A 15,883-nucleotide genomic window follows, 5' to 3' on the forward strand; every position below is an offset into this window, starting at 1 on the left:
TTTTCCGGCGGTAGATGAAAAGACAGTTCACAAGACATACGCAACGTGGCCGCCAGGCATACCCCGCGCGCCTGGCCCGCACCCCTGTCGGAGCGGACGAGGCTCAGACGGCGCTTCGCCCGGTTCCGACCGGGTCGATGGGGCTCGCTGATTTCGCAGCCGCTTGCCGTGAAAACATGCGGTTTCAGCGCTTGCTGCAACAGTGCGCCGGAGACGGGCGGTCTTGACTACTTCCGACATTCTCGCGCCACGCCTGACGCCTGGTGGTCACCTGCTAGCGGTACCGGAGCATGCCGCGCCGGTTTTGGCGGATGAAATACAAGAGCGGCTAAGCCCGCCTTTTGCGCTCGGCGCAGGACATGGGCTGCTGCATCTGGGAACGGCGGAAATCGGCCGCATTTTGCCGCCGGCATGGGCCTGGTGGCGGGATTTTGCCGCGCGCTATGTCACTGCCCTGTGCGCCACGCCCGAAGGCGGCGAGATCGCGGTCGTCACGCCCGCTGCCGGGGACTTCGATGCCCTGATTGCCGATGCACCGCCGATGACCGGCGGGGAGTATCTCACGCCAGACCTGCTCGCGAGGCTGTGGGACGAGATCGATACGGCCTTGCAGCGGGAACTGGCGAGCGCAAAAGTCTCGCTTCAGGATTTCCTCAAATCGCGCCACCCGGCCTGGAATCTCGTCGGCCGCGTGCATTTCAACCTTGCTGAGAACCGCAAGGACCCGGAGTCGCCGTTCGCCTTCCTTGCGACTTACACCTCGCGTCTGTCAGCGCTTGGCAAAGCGCAACACCAGCCACTGTCGAAGGCCCTGGCTGAATATTCGGGTGCGAGGAGCCGTGCGCAGCTCCTGTCGCTCCTGCTGCCGGTGCAACGCGCCGCTGAACACTGCGATTGGCTGCGCGAAATGGTGGATACCGGCGAGATATACCATCCGTTGCGCTGGACACCGGTTGACGCTCATCGCTTTCTCACGGACCTGCCCAAACTCGAAGCCGCCGGCATTGTCGTACGCACGCCCAGCGTCTGGCAGGCGGGCCGTCCTGCACGTCCCGTTGTGAGAGCCAGCGTCGGTACACGCCCGCCCGCGCTTCTGGGCAAGGAGGCGCTGCTCGATTTCAACATGGAGGTGTCGCTCGACGGAGAACGTCTGAACGCCTCCGAGGTCAGGGATCTGCTCAAAGGCGCCGATGGCTTGCAACTCATCCGCGGTCGCTGGGTCGAGGTGGACAACAAAAAGCTCGCTCGTCTCCTGAAGCGATTCGAGGCCATGCAAGAGGCGGCGAAAACCGGGCTGCCCTTCAATGAGGCCCTGCGCCTGCTGGCGGGTGTTTCGCTCGACGAGACCGGCGACCCCGCCGAGCGCGACTGGTCGCAGCTCGTTGCAGGCCCGTGGCTGGCCGACATCCTGCAGGAGTTGCGTCAGCCGGAGGGCCTGGCGCAGATCAGCCCGGGACCGGATCTCAAGGCCCGCCTGCGGCCTTACCAACAGGCCGGCGTACGGTGGCTGTACCTGCTCACCCGGCTCGGACTGGGCGCGTGCCTCGCGGACGATATGGGTCTCGGCAAGACCATGCAGGTACTTTCGCTGCTGCTCGTATTGAAGCGCGAAAGCGCCGAGGCGCGTCCCAGCTTGCTCGTCGCCCCCGCATCGCTGCTGGCCAACTGGGCGGCGGAGGCCGAGCGCTTCGCCCCCGGCTTGCGACTGCTGGTCGCCCATCCATCGTTCACGCCGGCGGCCGATTTGCGTGCCTTGGACGCCGGGAGGCTTGCGGACATCGATCTCGTCATTACCAGCTTTGGCTCGTTGCTTCGCCAGCCGGTACTGGCGACCATCCAATGGCGCGTTGCCGTTGTCGATGAGGCACAGGCGATCAAGAATCCGGGCGCGAGGCAAACGCGACAGGTCAAGCAGCTCCACGCGCAATCGCGCATCGCGCTGACCGGAACCCCCGTGGAAAACCGCCTGTCCGACCTGTGGTCCATTTTCGACTTCACCCACCCCGGTTTGCTGGGTTCGGACAAAGTGTTCGCCAGCTTTGCCAGGCGGCTGGCGAAGGCCGAACATTTTGGCCCGCTGCGCACGCTCGTGCAGCCCTATATCCTGCGCCGCCTGAAGACCGACAAGCGGGTAATCGACGATCTTCCTGACAAGACCGAACTCAAGGCCTGGTGCCCGCTGAGCACGAGTCAGGCGGCGCTTTACCAGCGTGCGGTGAAGGATCTGTCCGCCGCGCTCGAGGATGCCGAAGGCATCGGCCGCAAGGGCGTGGTGCTGAGCTTCCTGATGCGCTTCAAGCAGATTTGCAACCATTCATCGCAATGGCTGGGCGACGCGGCGTGGAAACCGGAAGACAGCGGCAAGTTCGCCCGCCTGCGCCAGCTCGCCGAAGTCATCGCCGCCAAACAGGAAAAGGTGCTGGTATTCACCCAGTTTCGCGAGGCCACAGAGCCGCTGGCGGCATTTCTGGGGTCGATCTTTGGCCGCGAGGGCCTGGTGCTCCATGGCGGCACCCCGGTTGCCAGGCGCCGCGAACTGGTCAAGCAGTTCCAGCAAGATGAGCTGGTACCCTTCTTCGTGCTTTCGCTCAAGGCCGGCGGGGCGGGGCTGAATCTCACCGCCGCTTCGCACGTGATCCACTTCGACCGCTGGTGGAACCCGGCTGTGGAAAATCAGGCGACCGATCGCGCGTTTCGCATCGGCCAGCGGAGGAACGTACTGGTGCACAAGTTTATCTGTCGTGGCACGGTCGAAGACCGCATCGACCAGTTGATCGAAGCGAAGCAGCAATTGGTGAAGGATGTGCTGGAGGGCGGCGCGGAACGCCTGCTCACCGAGATGAGCGACCAGGAATTGCTCGATCTCGTGAAGCTCGACGTTCATGCCGCACAAGAAGTCTGATAGTCGAGAGGAAGCGTAATGAGTTACGGAGGATGGAAGCGCTATGTCCCGGTCGCCGAGCGCCAAAGGAAAGCTGAACTGGCCGCCGCCAGGGCGAAGAAAGCGGGGGCTGAACTGTCACCCATCGCACCGTATCGTGGCGCCATCGCGAGGACTTTTTGGGGCAAGGCCTGGTGCAACAATCTGGAGGGCTACAGCGACTACGACAACCGTCTGCCGCGCGGCCGTACCTATGTGCGCAACGGTTCCGTGATCGACCTTCGGATTGCGCAAGGCGAAGTCTGCGCAAAGGTAATGGGTTCGCACCTCTACACGGTCTCGGTGACCGTGACGGCGTGTCCGCAAAAGCGGTGGCGGGCGATTGGCGCCGATTGCGCGGGGTCGATCGATTCGATCGTGGAACTCCTGCAGGGCAAGCTCTCGACCGCCGTGATGGAGCGCATCTGCAAACCCGGCACCGGCCTTTTCCCGGCGCCGAAGGAAATCAGGTTCAAGTGCAGTTGCCCGGACTGGGCATCGATGTGCAAGCACGTCGCCGCCGTGCTCTACGGCGTCGGCGCACGGCTCGATCAGCAGCCGGAACTCCTTTTCGCCTTGCGCCGCGTCGATGCCAATGATCTCGTCAGTCAGGTCGGTGCCAGCCTGCCAGAACCGGGAAAACGGCCGGCTCGCGGCAAAGTACTCGACGACGCGCTGGTGGCCGATGTGTTTGGTCTCGAGATGGCCGAAACTGAGCCACCGGTGAAGCCTGCTGCCGGACGCAAGAAGCCATCGACAGGTAAGGTGACGGCGAAGAAGGCGCCCAGGCCGGCGGTCTCCACAACCCGCAAGCCAACTGCGACCGTGAAGACCGAGGCGGACAATCAACCGGTAAAAGAGAAGTTGCCGGTCAAGCGATCCGCGAGGCCGCGGAAAGCAACATCCTGACCTTGTTGCTGTTTCGCGCATCTCATGCCTGCAAGGCGAAAAGCAAGCCGGCGGCCACGCCGCCGGCTCACAGAGACGATCACTCCGTCTTGAGCTTCGCCCAGAGACGGTTCTGCAGGCGCGTCAGCTCGGCGGTCATGGGCGTGCTGATGAACAGCTTGCGATAGACGTCAGGCGGCGGGAACACGGCCGGGTCTGCCATCACCTCGGGCCGCACCAGCGCCTTCGCGGCGGGAACCGTGGACGGATACGACGTATAGTTGGTCAGCGCCGCGGCCTCCTTCTCCGAGATCACGAAGTTGATGAACTTCATGGCCGCCTCGGGATGCGGGGCATCCTTGGGAATCGCCATCATATCGAACCAGATAGCCGTGCCGACATCGGGAATCAGGTACTTGATGTGATACGGCTTCTTCGCATCCAGCGCGGCGACGCGAGCCGAGTTCACATCGCCCGACCAGCCGAGCGCAATGCAAATGTCACCACCCGCCAGATCGTTGATATAGCTGGTGCTGTTGAACTGCGTGATGTACGGGCGGATGCCCTTGAGCACCTGATAGGCGGCTTCGTAATCGGCGGGATTGTTGGTGTTGGGGTCTTTCTTCAGATAGACAAGCGCCATACCGAACGCATCAACCGGCGAATCGAGCACGGAAATCCCGCAGCTCTTGAGCTTCTGAGCATTCTTGGGATCGAACAGCAGCGACCAGCTATTGAGCTGGACATCATTGCCGAGCGCCGCCTTGACCTTCTCCACGTTCACGCCGATGCCGTCCGTGCCCCACGACCACGGCACGCCATACCGGTTGCCCGGGTCTTCCTGCGCCACGATCTTCATGATGTCCGGATCGAGGCCGGCCATGTTCGGCACTTTCGCATGGTCGATCTTCTGGAAGATGCCGGCCTGCACCTGGCGGGCCCAGTACATGTCGGACGGCACCACCACGTCGTAGCCCGAGTTGCCCGAGAGCAGCTTGGCCTGCAGCGTGTCGTTCGAATCGAACTCCTGATAAACGACCTTGATGCCCGTCGCCTTCTCGAAGTTCGCGATCGTGTCCTTGCCGATCGAGTTGCCCCAGTTGTAGACGTTGACCACCTGATCGTCGGCGTGTGCCGCGGGCATGGTTTGCCATGCGGCGCCCGCGAGCGCCAGCGCCGCGCAAATCGCCTTTACCGTGCCTGAAAATCTCCTTGCCACTTGTCGTTCCTCCATAGTTGAGTGGTGCCGTCCTCGTCGGGACGTATCGTTTCGATTGCTTCAATGTAGCCGGGCGCAAGCAGCCGGTCTGCCCCCCCGGCGGCACGGCATCGTGCGATTGCTTCAGGCCTCTACGCCGCTATGCCGTGCCGGTTCTCGCGTGTCGCGGTGATGTCTTGTCCTGTCGCCTCGCTCAGCCGCCGAGATGGCGTGCGATGGCCCTGAACGCGGCGAGCACGATCTCGTCCATCGGCTCGTCCACGGGCAGATGCTGGGACGAGAGCTTGACGATCACCACGGCCGCGCGCGGATCGACGTAGATCCACTGGCCATGAATGCCAATAGCGATGAACGGCGCGCCCGCCGCGCCCGTGAGATACCACTTGCTGCGGTAGCATCCGCCCGGCAGGAAGTCGGCCCATGTCGAGCGCTGCCACGCTTCGCGGCTGCCGTTGTTCATGATGTCGTCGATCCACCAGCCCGGCACGATCTGCTTGCCGTTCGCGACGCCGCGGCAACGCACCATCTCCGCGCAGCGCGCGAGGTCGCCGAGCGTCGCGCAGAGTCCGGCCGCCGCGCGCGGGGCGCCCAGGCGGTCGAGCGTGATGCAGGCCTCGTGCTGGGCGCCGAGTGGCATCCAGAGGTGCTGCGAGAGCAGCGCGTCGAGCGGTCTTGCCGCTGCGCGTTCGATCACCCAGCCGAGCACGTCCGTCGTCGGGGAGTTGTAGTGAAAGACCTCGCCGTGTGCGCGCTCGCCGGGGCGTAGTTCCGTGAGGAAGCGGCGCAGGTCCACCGGGTCGTCGGGCAGGGGCGGGTTCCAGCCCATCGCGCGGCGGTAGCGCAGGAAGGCGCCGCGCGTGTCGAGATAGTCTTCCGCGAACGTCACGCTCGCGGTCATGTCGAGCAGGTGGCGCACCGTTGCGCCATGATCGTAGGCGCTGCCGCGCAGCTCGGGCAGATAGTTGACGACCGGGGCGTCGACATCGAGCACGCCCTGGTCGGCCAGCACGCCGCACAGCAGTCCAACCAGCGACTTGGTGATCGAGAACACCAGGTGCGGGGTCTCCGGAGTGAGGCCGTGGCCGTACCACTGCGTCACGATCTGGCCGTGTTTCATGACGAGGAAGCCATCCGCGTTGGACATCGCGAGCATGCGGTCGATGCTCGAGGTCTCCCCGGCCGGCGTCGTGAAGGCGAGGGTGCCCAGGTCGTCGCAGCGCTGCGGCAGCGGCGTGGCCGCGCGCGGGTCATGTGCGATCGCCGCCGTGGGCAGCAGGCGGCGCACGTTGCGAAACGACCACTGGCTGTAGGGCTTCGTGCGCCAGTTCTCGAGCGTGACCTGGTGTTCGGATGCGACCGGCGCGCCGGTCATGATGCGTGACATTATCGGTGTTCCTTGTTTCGGTATCCTGACTGGATGCGATGGGTCAGGCAAGCTTTGAAGCGGGTTATAGAGCGAGCTGCGGCGGCCGGCGCGAGGCGGCCGCCACCGTGCTCAGACCGTCGCTTCGAGATCGAACGCTGTGCGCATCGAACCGGCCGCATGCGTGACGCCGCCATTCATCATCGTGAGCGCGATGTCGATCTTGCCGATCTGGTACTTGTTCACCTCGAAGAGGTTGCTTTCGAGGACGATGAGGTCGGCGCGCTTGCCCACGGTGACCGAGCCGATCTCGTGCTCCAGCCCGAGCTGCCACGCTCCGTTGATCGTATAGGCGGCGATGAGCTGCGGAACGCTCAGGCGCTCGTTGATGTCGGGCAGCGCCGGCGCGTCGGGTTCGCCCGCGAGCTGGCGCGTATGGCCGGACTCGATATGCTCGACGGGGCGGTGCTGGCAGCGGCACTGGCAGGCGAGGCCGTCCATGCCGATCGACACCGTCACGCCCTGCTCGATGAAGGTGCGGAACTTGTACATGTTGCTCCAGCGCTCGGTGCCGTAATGCTCGCGCAGCAGTTCGGTGTACAGATCGACTACGCCCCACTGGAGCTGCGTATTGGCCATCACGCCCAGCTCGCGAAAGCGCGGGATGTCGTCGGGGTGCGTGAGGAACGCATGCGTGATGACGTGACGGCGGTCGCGCTGCGGGTTCGTGCGGTTCACGCGCTCGAAGCCGTCCAGCGCCGCGCGCACGGCGGCGTCGCCCACGCAATGCACCATTACGTTGAAGCCCGCTTTGTCCGCCTCCAGCAAATGCTGGTCGAATTCGCCTACGGGCATGGTGGGCGCGCCGCAGGTGTCCGCGCGATCGGCGTAGGGCTCGAGCAGCCACGCCGTGTGGTTCGCCTCGGTGCCGTCGAGAAACAGCTTGAGCGCGCGCGCCTTGACGAGCGGCGAGTCATAGCGCGTGCGGAACTCGCTCAGCATCTCCACGGGTTTTTCGACCTCGCCCACCACCGCCACGCTGCCGACCACACGCAGCTTGAGGTCCGCGCGCCGCTCCATGTGCTGGAGCGTTTCGTAGAGCAGCGACTGGTCGCCGCTCGGGTCCATGAAGCCCGCATCGAACACGGTCGTGATGCCGGCCGCCGCGAGCTTGTCCTGCCACACCGTGAAGGAGCGCAGGTACAAGTCCATGCCCTTGGGCAGGTAGCCGGCGTCGCTGATCCGCTTGAGCAGCAGCGAGTAGGCCGCGCCGTCGACGATCACGCCAGTCGGCTCGCCCGAGACGGGGTCCTTCTCGAACCAGCTCGCGCCGGGCTGGACGGGCGGCGTGGAGGCGTCGATGCCGGCGATCTCCAGCGCCTTCGAATTGGCCCACGCCGTGTGGAAGTCGGTGGAGAGCAGACACACCGGGCGATCGGGGCAAATGGCGTCGAGCGTTTCCTTGCACAGCAGCTCGGGCGGAATCGTTGCCTGGATCCAGCCCATGCCGGTGATGGCCTTCTCTTCGGGATGCGCCTCGACGTAGGCGCGCAGCGCGCCAAGCACCTTCTGAGGATCTTCGTAGTTCACGAAGGCCTGAAAGGCCGCCGCCGTCGTTTCGAAGTGCCAGTGCGATTCGACGAAGCCGGGCAGCATCAGCCGGCCGCCCGCATCGATGATGCGCGTATTCTCGCCGGCCCAGGCTCGGGCCGCGCGTTCGTCGCCGACGAAGACGATGCGCTCGCCTTGCACCGCGACGGCCTGCGCCCAGGGTTTGTGTGGATCGACCGTATAGACTTTTGCGTTCGTGAACAGCACGTCCGCTGCTGCGTTGCCTGTTTCCTGTGTGCTCATCGCTGCCTCTTGGTGCGCAATTGTGACTGATCGCGGGTCACTATAGTGAGCGCCTGGAGGCGGGTCTGCCCCCCCTTGCAGGGGGCAAGCGTGCTTTGCGCCCGGAGGTGCCGGGCGCCGGGGATTTACGCGCTGGCCGGCGGCGGCTCGGCCGGTGTCGTGCCGGCCTGGGGCGCGGGCGATGAAGCGGGCGCCGGATCAGGTGCCGCAACCGTAGCGGGCGATTCGAGTGCCCATTTGGCCAGATCGCGCTTGGTCCGCACGCCGAGCTTGGCGAACGCCCGCTGGATATAGGACTCGGCGGAAGACTGGCGCACGCCAAGAATGGCCGCCGTTTCGGGCACGGTCCGGCCGATGATCAGCTGCTTGCAGCTTTCGTATTCACGCTTGGAGAGCGTGATGCCTTCGTGCGCGACGCGGGCGTCGAACAGCGCGAGCGGGTCCGTGCTGGTGGCGGTATTGGCGACCTTTCTCGCGGCCGACATCGACGAATGCAGCTCGAGCAGCGGAAACAGGAAGTCGCCCAGATGGCGCAACTGGCTCAGCTCGCTCAGCGAGAAAGCGGGCAAATGCTTGCGGCGCACGATGGCGAGCGAGTATTGCGCGTGGCTCGCGTCCTTCGTGAGTACGCATTCGTGGGCGATTTGCCGTTCGTCGAAGATGAGCTTGCGAAATTCGCCGTCGGGAATGGTGCTCATGTCGCGCACCACGAGGTGCGTGCCGGTCGTGCCCCGTATCGCGGCGAACAGCGGGTCGGCGGCCTGATAGCGCTCGTAGTAGAGCCCCATGACGTGATCGAGCTCGGCCTGCTCGTCGTCCACGGCACCGCTGCCGAGCCATTCGCAGCTATAGCCGAGCGGCGCGGCGCCGCCGAAGCGCGAGCGCTCCACGTGAACGACATCGAGCGGAATGATCCCGTTCATGAACGACGTGAGCCGGTGAACGAAATGCGGTGTGCCGACCGACTCGATGATGTCGCCGAGCGCCTTGATGGGCACGTCGATATGGCGGCTTTGGTGATTGAAGGGGTCGACGTTGAGCAACATGGTGCACCCTGATCGGGAACGGGTAGGGGTTCTGCGTGTGCCTGGCAAGCTTTTTCGTGCGGGCGCGCTGCGCGTTTGCCCGGCAAAAAAGCATAACAGAAGCGCCCCGGCGTTCAAACGCGCGGCATGACGGGACGATAGCGACGCGGCGGCATTGTGCCAATGGCGAAACGGGAAACTCGCCATGCCCCCCCATTGCAGGGGCATACCGCAGACAGCGGAATCTTTAACGTTGCGATTTTCCTTTCAATCGTTTCGTGAGATTCAGATGAGCAAGCTGATCAAGGACATCGTGTTGCTGGGCGCAGGCGAGGGCGAATTCACCAAACTCGAATTCGGCATGGACGAAATGGACTGGCGCGCCGCGGCGGGCGAGAGCCGCAAGTACACCGCCGGCTGGTGGGAAGGCAAGGTGGGCGCGGTCGATTTTCCGGAAACCGCCGCCGACGAGGCCGTCTGGCTGACCGAGGGCCGCATTGCGCTGACCGATGTCGAGGGCAATCGCAAGGAGTTCCAGGCGGGGCAGGGCTATCTGCTGCCGGCCGGCTTCGCGGGCCGCTGGGAAACGCTCGAGGACGCGAAGAAGTTCTACATCGTGCTCGAGAAGGCGATATGAACCAGGCGCTGGAGACAAAGGTCGCGCAGACGTCCGCAGAGGCGCACGCTGGCCATGGCGGGGCGCCGGCCAGATTGCGCGTGAACGAGGCGCTCGCGCACACGAAGCTCTCGCCGTATTGGCTCGACGATCCGGCGCAGCCGCCTGCCGAGCGCGAGCTCGTGGGCGCGACGCAGGCCGACCTGCTGATCGTCGGCGGCGGCTTTACCGGGCTGTGGGCGGCCGTGCAGGCCAAGGAGCTGATGCCGCAACTCGATGTCGTGGTGATCGAGGCGAACCGCGTGGCGCATGGCGCGTCCGGGCGCGCGGGCGGCATCATCTCGACTTCGGTGATGCATGGCCTGCCCAACGCGGTGCGCGTGTTTCCGAACGATATCGACCAGCTGGAACAGTTCGGTCAGCGCAACCTGGACGGTTTCGAGGCCACGCTCAAGCGCTATGGCATTGATGCGGACATCGAATGGAATGGCGAAATGACCGTGGCCGTCGACCCGGACCATCTCGCCCATCTGCGCGCCGATTGCGATCTCCACCGCAGCCACGGCCACGACGTGGTGCTGCTGGGCGAGCAGGCCACACGCGAGCAGTTGAATTCGCCGCTGTTCGCGGGCGCGCTCTGGTCGCGCAACCGCAGCGGCATCGTGCATCCGGCCAAGCTCGCATGGGGGCTCAAGCGCGCGGCGCTCTCGCTGGGCGTGCGGCTCTACGAACATACGCCCCTCGTGAGCGTGAAGGACGAAGGCGACACGGTCTTCGTGAGCACACCGAAGGGTAGCGTGCGCGCGCCGCGCGTGCTGTTCGGCAGCGGCACGGCGAAAGTCGGCATTCGCGACATCAATCGCCGGGTGATGCAGGTGCGCGACCACGTGCTCGCCACCGAGCCGCTCACCGAAGCGCAGCTCGCGCGCATTGGCTGGAAGAACCGCCAGGGCATTTACGACACGCGCACCCAGCTCAACTACTTCCGCCTCACCAAGAAGAACAACATCATTTTCGGCGGGCTCGTGAGCTATCACTTCGACGGCGATTCGAACCCGCCGCAGGACGAGAAGCGCGAGACGTACTATCGGCTCGCGCAGGCGTTCTACAAGACCTTCCCGCAATTGTCCGACGTGCGTTTTTCGCACGCGTGGGGCGGCCCGATCGACTATTGCTCGCGCGGCTCGGTGTTCGCCAGGCGCTACCTCGGCGGCAAGGGCGTGTTCGTTGCGGGCTATACGGGCTTCGGCGTGGCGGCGAGCCGCTTCGGCGCGTTCATGGGCCTGAACATCCTGTTCGATCGCGACAGCCCCGAGCGCGGGCTCGACATCGCGAATCAAAGCCCGATCTATATCCCGCCCGAGCCGTTTCGTTGGATAGGCGCAAAGATCACGTTCCACGCCTTCGACGGCGCCGATGCCCAGGGCGGCTGGAAGCGCGCGTGGATCAACGGCCTCAAGTCGATGGGTTTTCCGATGTGACCACAGCGGCGGCCTTGCCCGGCCGCCTTCGCCGATCCACGCTTTGGCGATCCGCAACTGGACTGAGCCGTCACGCGCGATTACCGAAAAGACCAACCAGGCGATAATTTCTCTTGACCTGGAGTGCACTCGAAGTCCCACCATCGTGCATGTCGTTGAGGGAAAGCACATGAAGATTGGCGATCTGGCAAGCGTGACGGGGCTCTCCGTCCATACGATCCGTTATTACGAGCGCATCGGGCTGATTCCGTTCGCGCTGCGCGACGCGTCCGGACAGCGTGCCTACGACCGGTCGATTCTCGACTGGCTCGCGTTTCTCGGCCGCCTGAAGAAAACCGGCATGCCGATCCAGGGCATGTTGCGCTACGCACAGCTGCGCGCGCAAGGCGCCGCCACCGAAGGCGAACGCTGCGAGCTGCTGGTGGCGCACCGCGAAGCCGTGCGTGCGCATATTGCCGAGCTTCAATCGTGTCTTCTCGCTCTCGACGCCAAGATCGAAGGCTATTCGACCGCCCCCTCATCTTCGCGAGGCAAGACACATGCAGAACCACACGAATCGGCAGAATCCGGTCAACCCACAGAGCGAAGCGCTCGCGCACGGCGCGGCACAGGAAAGCCGGCTCGCGCGCGGCCAGCGCATGCTCGCGGCGATTGACGGCAGCGCGGGCGAGCACGTCGTCGCAGCGCTCGCGGACATTGCGCCCGACTTCGCCCGCTATTTGCTGGAGTTTCCGTTTGGCGATATCTACGCGCGGCCTGGGCTCGACCTGCGCTCGCGCGAGATCGCGGCCATTGCGGCGCTCACGGCGCTCGGCCATGCGCAGCCGCAGCTCAAGGTGCACGTCGCCGCCGGGCTGAACGTGGGCTTGAGCGAGGAGGAGATCGTCGAGACCATCATGCAGATGGCCGTTTATGCGGGCTTTCCTGCGGCGCTGAATGGCTTGTTTTCGGCGCGCGAGGTGTTCGAGGCGCGGCGTGCGGGTGCTGGGGACGGTGCGCAGCCGGTGGCGTGCGCGCCTGACGAAGCGATGAGCGCGGCTTGAGCGGCACCGCCTGGGTGCGCCTTTGCGGCGTGCCGCCTGCTCGTCGTACTTGCAGACCTCGAAGTGATTCTTGAGAGATTGGCCATCTGGGGCGCCAGCTGTAGCTGGCGCGAGAGTCGGATTCCTTGCTGTACTATTCGACTAAATAAAATAGAATAATTCTCGATGGCTAATTAAATTGCGCTTCGCCGAAAGAGGTTTTCAAACTCCTGGCTGCGCACGGCGTTTTCGACCGTGGTTGGAGTTGCTAAACGCAAGCGCGTCCGCGGGAAAAACGACCACAATCCCATTGGGCCGTAAATTACGCCAGAGGGGCGAAGGTTGAACAATCGCGTGGAGATCTACGTGGTTGGGGCGGACGCTAACGATTCAGGCTATAACGGGTTTAAAAAGGCAATGCAGCAAGTCGTTCAATTCTGAACTCGAAGACAGCGATGGCTACCCCTCTGTTAGTCGTTGCGCGGCACCCCATATCGTGCCGCAATCAACAGACGGATTCTCGCGAGGTCGCAAACCGGTGCAATCGCACGCCCGAGAAGCATGAGACGTACGGAAAAATACTTAAAGCATCCTCCGCTCCTGTAATCTATCTTCAAAATTGCTGTGGCAGGTTATGGTGCGGTATTCGTCCGGCGTTGACGCATACGAGCTTGCAAATGCGTGTTCTGCAACGCGGCTGCCGAGCTGCAAGCAATCGGTCAGGCATACGAAGTCGTTTTAGTTGACAACAAGTTGCGGCTGATCTGATTCGACTTATCCCTGGGTAAGAAAGCGTCCGCCGTACGTCATCGGAGCATCCACAGATGTCTGGCCCGGTGGGTTTCTGGAGCTATGCTCGCAGCGACGACGCACACAGCGATGGGCAGTTGAGCCAGCTTCGCTCGATCGTGGGAAAAGCCATTGCGCTACAGTATGGTGCCGATATCACGATCTGGCAGGACATCCAGGCCATTCCGCCGGGAGCGGACTGGGCCGCATCGATTGAAAGAACGATTAGCCAGACCGTTTTCTTCATACCGATTGTCACTCCGCGATACCTGAAAAGTCAGCATTGCTTTGCGGAGTTCCATTCTTTTCGCGGCCGCATGAATCATCTGGGCCGCGATGATCTGATCTTTCCGATTCTCTACGTGGGTGTCGATCAAATCGATGCCGACGAAACCGTGTTTGGGCTGGAACTCGAAGCGTTGCGCCGGCATCAATGGATCGATTTTCGGACATTGCGTCACGCGGATCCGCGCTCGCCCGAGATCGGAACATGGGTCGATGGATTGGCAGAGAACATTCTCAAGGTGGCGGTCGCGGTGTCGAAGGCCGAACACATAGCCGAGGAGGCCAGTCGGGAACAGCAAAGAGCAGCAGCCGAGGAAGCACGCCAGCGCGAAGCGCAAGCAAAGGCGGCCGAGGAGGCACGCAAGCGGGAGGCGCAAGCAAAGGCGGCGGAAGAGGCGCGTCAGCGGGAAGCGGCAGAAAGGGCGGCCGAGGACGCTCGCCGGCAGCGAGCGGCTGCCGAGGCAGCGAGTCAGCCGGGTCCGGTTGATGCGATCGCCCCAAGCGCGGCAGCGGCGGCCGCCGCCACAGTCCCCGCCACTCAGCCCGGTATCGCGTCGGCATTGAGTCCGGCTGGCCAACCGGCGGGCGCACCGGTGCGCAAGCAGCGAATTGGCGTGCTGGCGGCATCAGCGGGAGGGCTGGTCGTCGTTGCGGGCACATTGGCGACGGTGTTCCTTCGTCAGGAAAGCCCAAGGCCGCCTCCGTCGGCGATTGCCGCTTCGATTCCCGCTTCGATACCCGTAGCGACGCCGCCAGCGCCCCAAGCGCCCCCGGCGCCACCGGCGCCACCGGCGACTGCGCAAGGAGACGGCGTCGCTCCTCCTCAATCGCATGGGCCCGACCTGCAAGGAAGCGTGGATCAGATTCTCGATTCGGCAGGACTGGTGGTATCCGGCAGGATCGTGAACCTGTACGGCATTCGCGGGATGAGCGGCCGCCCTGCAAAGGCGATGCAGCACTATCTGGAAAGCGAAGGAAACGTGATTCAGTGCTTTGCCCACGGCGATGCCTACCAGTGCTTTGCAAATGGAAAAGACATCGCCGCGCACGCGGTTCGTCTTGGCTGGGCCCGGGCTAGACCTGGCGCTTCGGATCCGTACACAGCGGACGAAGAGGAGGCAAGGCAAGCACGCGTCGGCATTTGGGCGCAATAGACAGCCGGGGGATTCAATCGGGAATCGAGGGAGAAATGAAATGAATCCATCTCTGTCGGCATTGGCTTGTGCCGCATTGGCCGGTTCTGTCCTGGCCGGGTGCGCACAGGACGGATCGAGCGGAATGAACAAGGCGACGGCGGGCTCACTGATCGGTGCCGGCACGGGTGCGACGCTCGGCGGACTTTTCAGTCACGGGAGCGCCGGTGGGATTGTGGCCGGCGGTCTGATCGGTGGTCTGCTGGGTGGCGTGATCGGTCATGAAATGGATGAGCGCGATCGCGAGGCGCGCGAGCAAGCGCTTCAACAGGCGCTGCAGACTTCAAAGAACAACCAGACCCGACATTGGCACAACGCGAAGACGGGTAATTCAGGCAGCATCAAGCCGCTCAACGGCTACAGCGCGTCAGCGAGCGCGCAGACTTGCCGGCAATTCACCGAGACATACGTGAAGGAAGGGAAAACGTATGAACAAAACGCGCGTGCATGCCGCAATTCGAATGGCGAGTGGCAGTTGGCGGAACAATGAGTTCATTGTCGTAGGGGCCGGTGATGAAGCGCGGTTACGCGGCATTGCTCTGCATGGCCGTCGCGGCGGGTTTGTGTTGGTCAGACGGTGAGGCCTCGGTTCCGCCTGGCAGGGGCGAGGGTACGGACGCCTGGTTGCGTAGCGGTACGGGGTTCTTTGTCACGTATGCGGGTGAGTTGCTCACGAGCGCCCACGTCGTGCGCGGGTGCGAGCGCATTGAAGTCTGGCCGACAGATGCCGCCTCGGGCATTGCTGCTTCACTCGAGTCGATAGACGAGCGTCTGGATGTGGCGCTGCTCGCGACACATCGCAGCGTCAGCCGGGTTGCCGTTCTCGGGGGCGGCCCCGTTTCCAGTGGGGCGTCTGTCTTCACGATCGGCTTCGCGCTCACGCCGTCCACGCCGCTCGATCCTGTCATCACGCGCGCTCGCGCGGTCGGCACAGTGCGCTCGCAGGGACGTCGGCTTCTGGTGTTGCGGGCGAGGCTGTATCAAGGAAACAGTGGCGGCCCGGTGATCGACGAACGCGGCACGCTCGTCGGCATGGTTATCGGACGCTATGTGAAGAGGCCGGGCATGGGCGTCGCTGTGTGTGCAAGCGAACTGGCGCGATTTCTCGCCGGGGCGCTGCGTAATTCGCAGACGCCGATGGCGCGTGCCAGTAACGAAGATCCAGACAAGGAACTTCAGGGGATTGCCGCGTTGGTTCAATGCGTCAAATAGCGGATGCGTTGCTTTT

The 15,883-nt window shown here is 63.9% G+C and carries 13 protein-coding genes; 9 read left to right on the top strand and 4 right to left on the bottom strand.

The window, feature by feature from the left end:
* The first annotated feature begins 223 nt into the window (after positions 1-223).
* Both BO1_RS04860 and BO1_RS49685 read left to right on the top strand, forming a co-directional pair.
* Positions 224-2,902: a DEAD/DEAH box helicase gene (locus BO1_RS04860; protein WP_028216598.1), complete on the top strand. Its 2,679-nt coding sequence runs from the start codon at positions 224-226 to the stop codon at positions 2,900-2,902.
* 18 nt (positions 2,903-2,920) lie between these two features.
* Positions 2,921-3,829, top strand: coding sequence for an SWIM zinc finger family protein (locus BO1_RS49685; RefSeq protein ID WP_043283818.1), 909 nt, complete (start codon positions 2,921-2,923; stop codon positions 3,827-3,829).
* Positions 3,830-3,908: 79 nt separating this feature from the next.
* On the opposite strand, the gene BO1_RS04870 is transcribed toward BO1_RS49685, so the two are convergent.
* From BO1_RS04870 to BO1_RS49690, 4 genes are all read right to left on the bottom strand, one after another.
* Complete coding sequence (locus BO1_RS04870) at positions 3,909-5,042, bottom strand: polyamine ABC transporter substrate-binding protein (RefSeq protein ID WP_043283782.1); 1,134 nt, start codon at positions 5,040-5,042, stop codon at positions 3,909-3,911.
* A gap of 178 nt (positions 5,043-5,220) precedes the next feature.
* The gene (locus BO1_RS04875) at positions 5,221-6,411 is read right to left on the bottom strand and encodes a serine hydrolase domain-containing protein (protein ID WP_043283784.1); all 1,191 of its coding nucleotides are present in this window, start codon (positions 6,409-6,411) and stop codon (positions 5,221-5,223) included.
* A gap of 111 nt (positions 6,412-6,522) precedes the next feature.
* Positions 6,523-8,244: an amidohydrolase gene (locus tag BO1_RS04880; protein ID WP_028216601.1), complete on the bottom strand. Its 1,722-nt coding sequence runs from the start codon at positions 8,242-8,244 to the stop codon at positions 6,523-6,525.
* Positions 8,245-8,369: 125 nt separating this feature from the next.
* On the bottom strand, positions 8,370-9,290 hold the full coding sequence (locus BO1_RS49690) for a helix-turn-helix transcriptional regulator (RefSeq protein WP_043283786.1): 921 nt from the start codon (positions 9,288-9,290) through the stop codon (positions 8,370-8,372).
* A 268-nt stretch (positions 9,291-9,558) separates the two neighbouring features.
* Between BO1_RS49690 and BO1_RS04890 the strand changes: the two genes are divergently transcribed.
* The 7 genes from BO1_RS04890 (at position 9,559) to BO1_RS49705 (ending at position 15,867) form a co-directional block, all read left to right on the top strand.
* On the top strand, positions 9,559-9,906 hold the full coding sequence (locus BO1_RS04890) for a cupin domain-containing protein (protein WP_028216602.1): 348 nt from the start codon (positions 9,559-9,561) through the stop codon (positions 9,904-9,906).
* Positions 9,903-11,366, top strand: coding sequence for an NAD(P)/FAD-dependent oxidoreductase (locus BO1_RS04895; RefSeq protein ID WP_084687761.1), 1,464 nt, complete (start codon positions 9,903-9,905; stop codon positions 11,364-11,366). Before BO1_RS04890 ends, BO1_RS04895 begins: the two co-directional genes overlap by 4 nt.
* A 43-nt stretch (positions 11,367-11,409) precedes the next feature.
* Entirely contained in the window at positions 11,410-12,021 is a 612-nt protein-coding gene (locus tag BO1_RS57085; RefSeq protein ID WP_218002788.1) for a MerR family transcriptional regulator, read from the top strand.
* Entirely contained in the window at positions 12,005-12,409 is a 405-nt protein-coding gene (locus BO1_RS49695; protein WP_084687762.1) for a carboxymuconolactone decarboxylase family protein, read from the top strand. Before BO1_RS57085 ends, BO1_RS49695 begins: the two co-directional genes overlap by 17 nt.
* Before the next feature lie 803 nt (positions 12,410-13,212).
* Positions 13,213-14,616 carry a toll/interleukin-1 receptor domain-containing protein gene (locus BO1_RS04910; RefSeq protein WP_028216605.1) on the top strand — a complete coding sequence of 468 codons (1,404 nt, stop codon included), beginning with the start codon at positions 13,213-13,215 and terminating at the stop codon, positions 14,614-14,616.
* Positions 14,617-14,740: 124 nt separating this feature from the next.
* Entirely contained in the window at positions 14,741-15,145 is a 405-nt protein-coding gene (locus tag BO1_RS60115) for an RT0821/Lpp0805 family surface protein (protein WP_052409356.1), read from the top strand.
* A 23-nt stretch (positions 15,146-15,168) separates the two neighbouring features.
* Positions 15,169-15,867, top strand: a complete 699-nt coding sequence (locus tag BO1_RS49705; protein WP_043283792.1) for a S1 family peptidase — start codon at positions 15,169-15,171, stop codon at positions 15,865-15,867.
* The last annotated feature ends 16 nt before the right edge of the window (positions 15,868-15,883 follow it).

Origin of the sequence: Paraburkholderia oxyphila NBRC 105797 (assembly GCF_000685075.1) — a bacterium.
In the GTDB taxonomy this organism is placed as follows: Bacteria; Pseudomonadota; Gammaproteobacteria; order Burkholderiales; family Burkholderiaceae; genus Paraburkholderia; species Paraburkholderia oxyphila.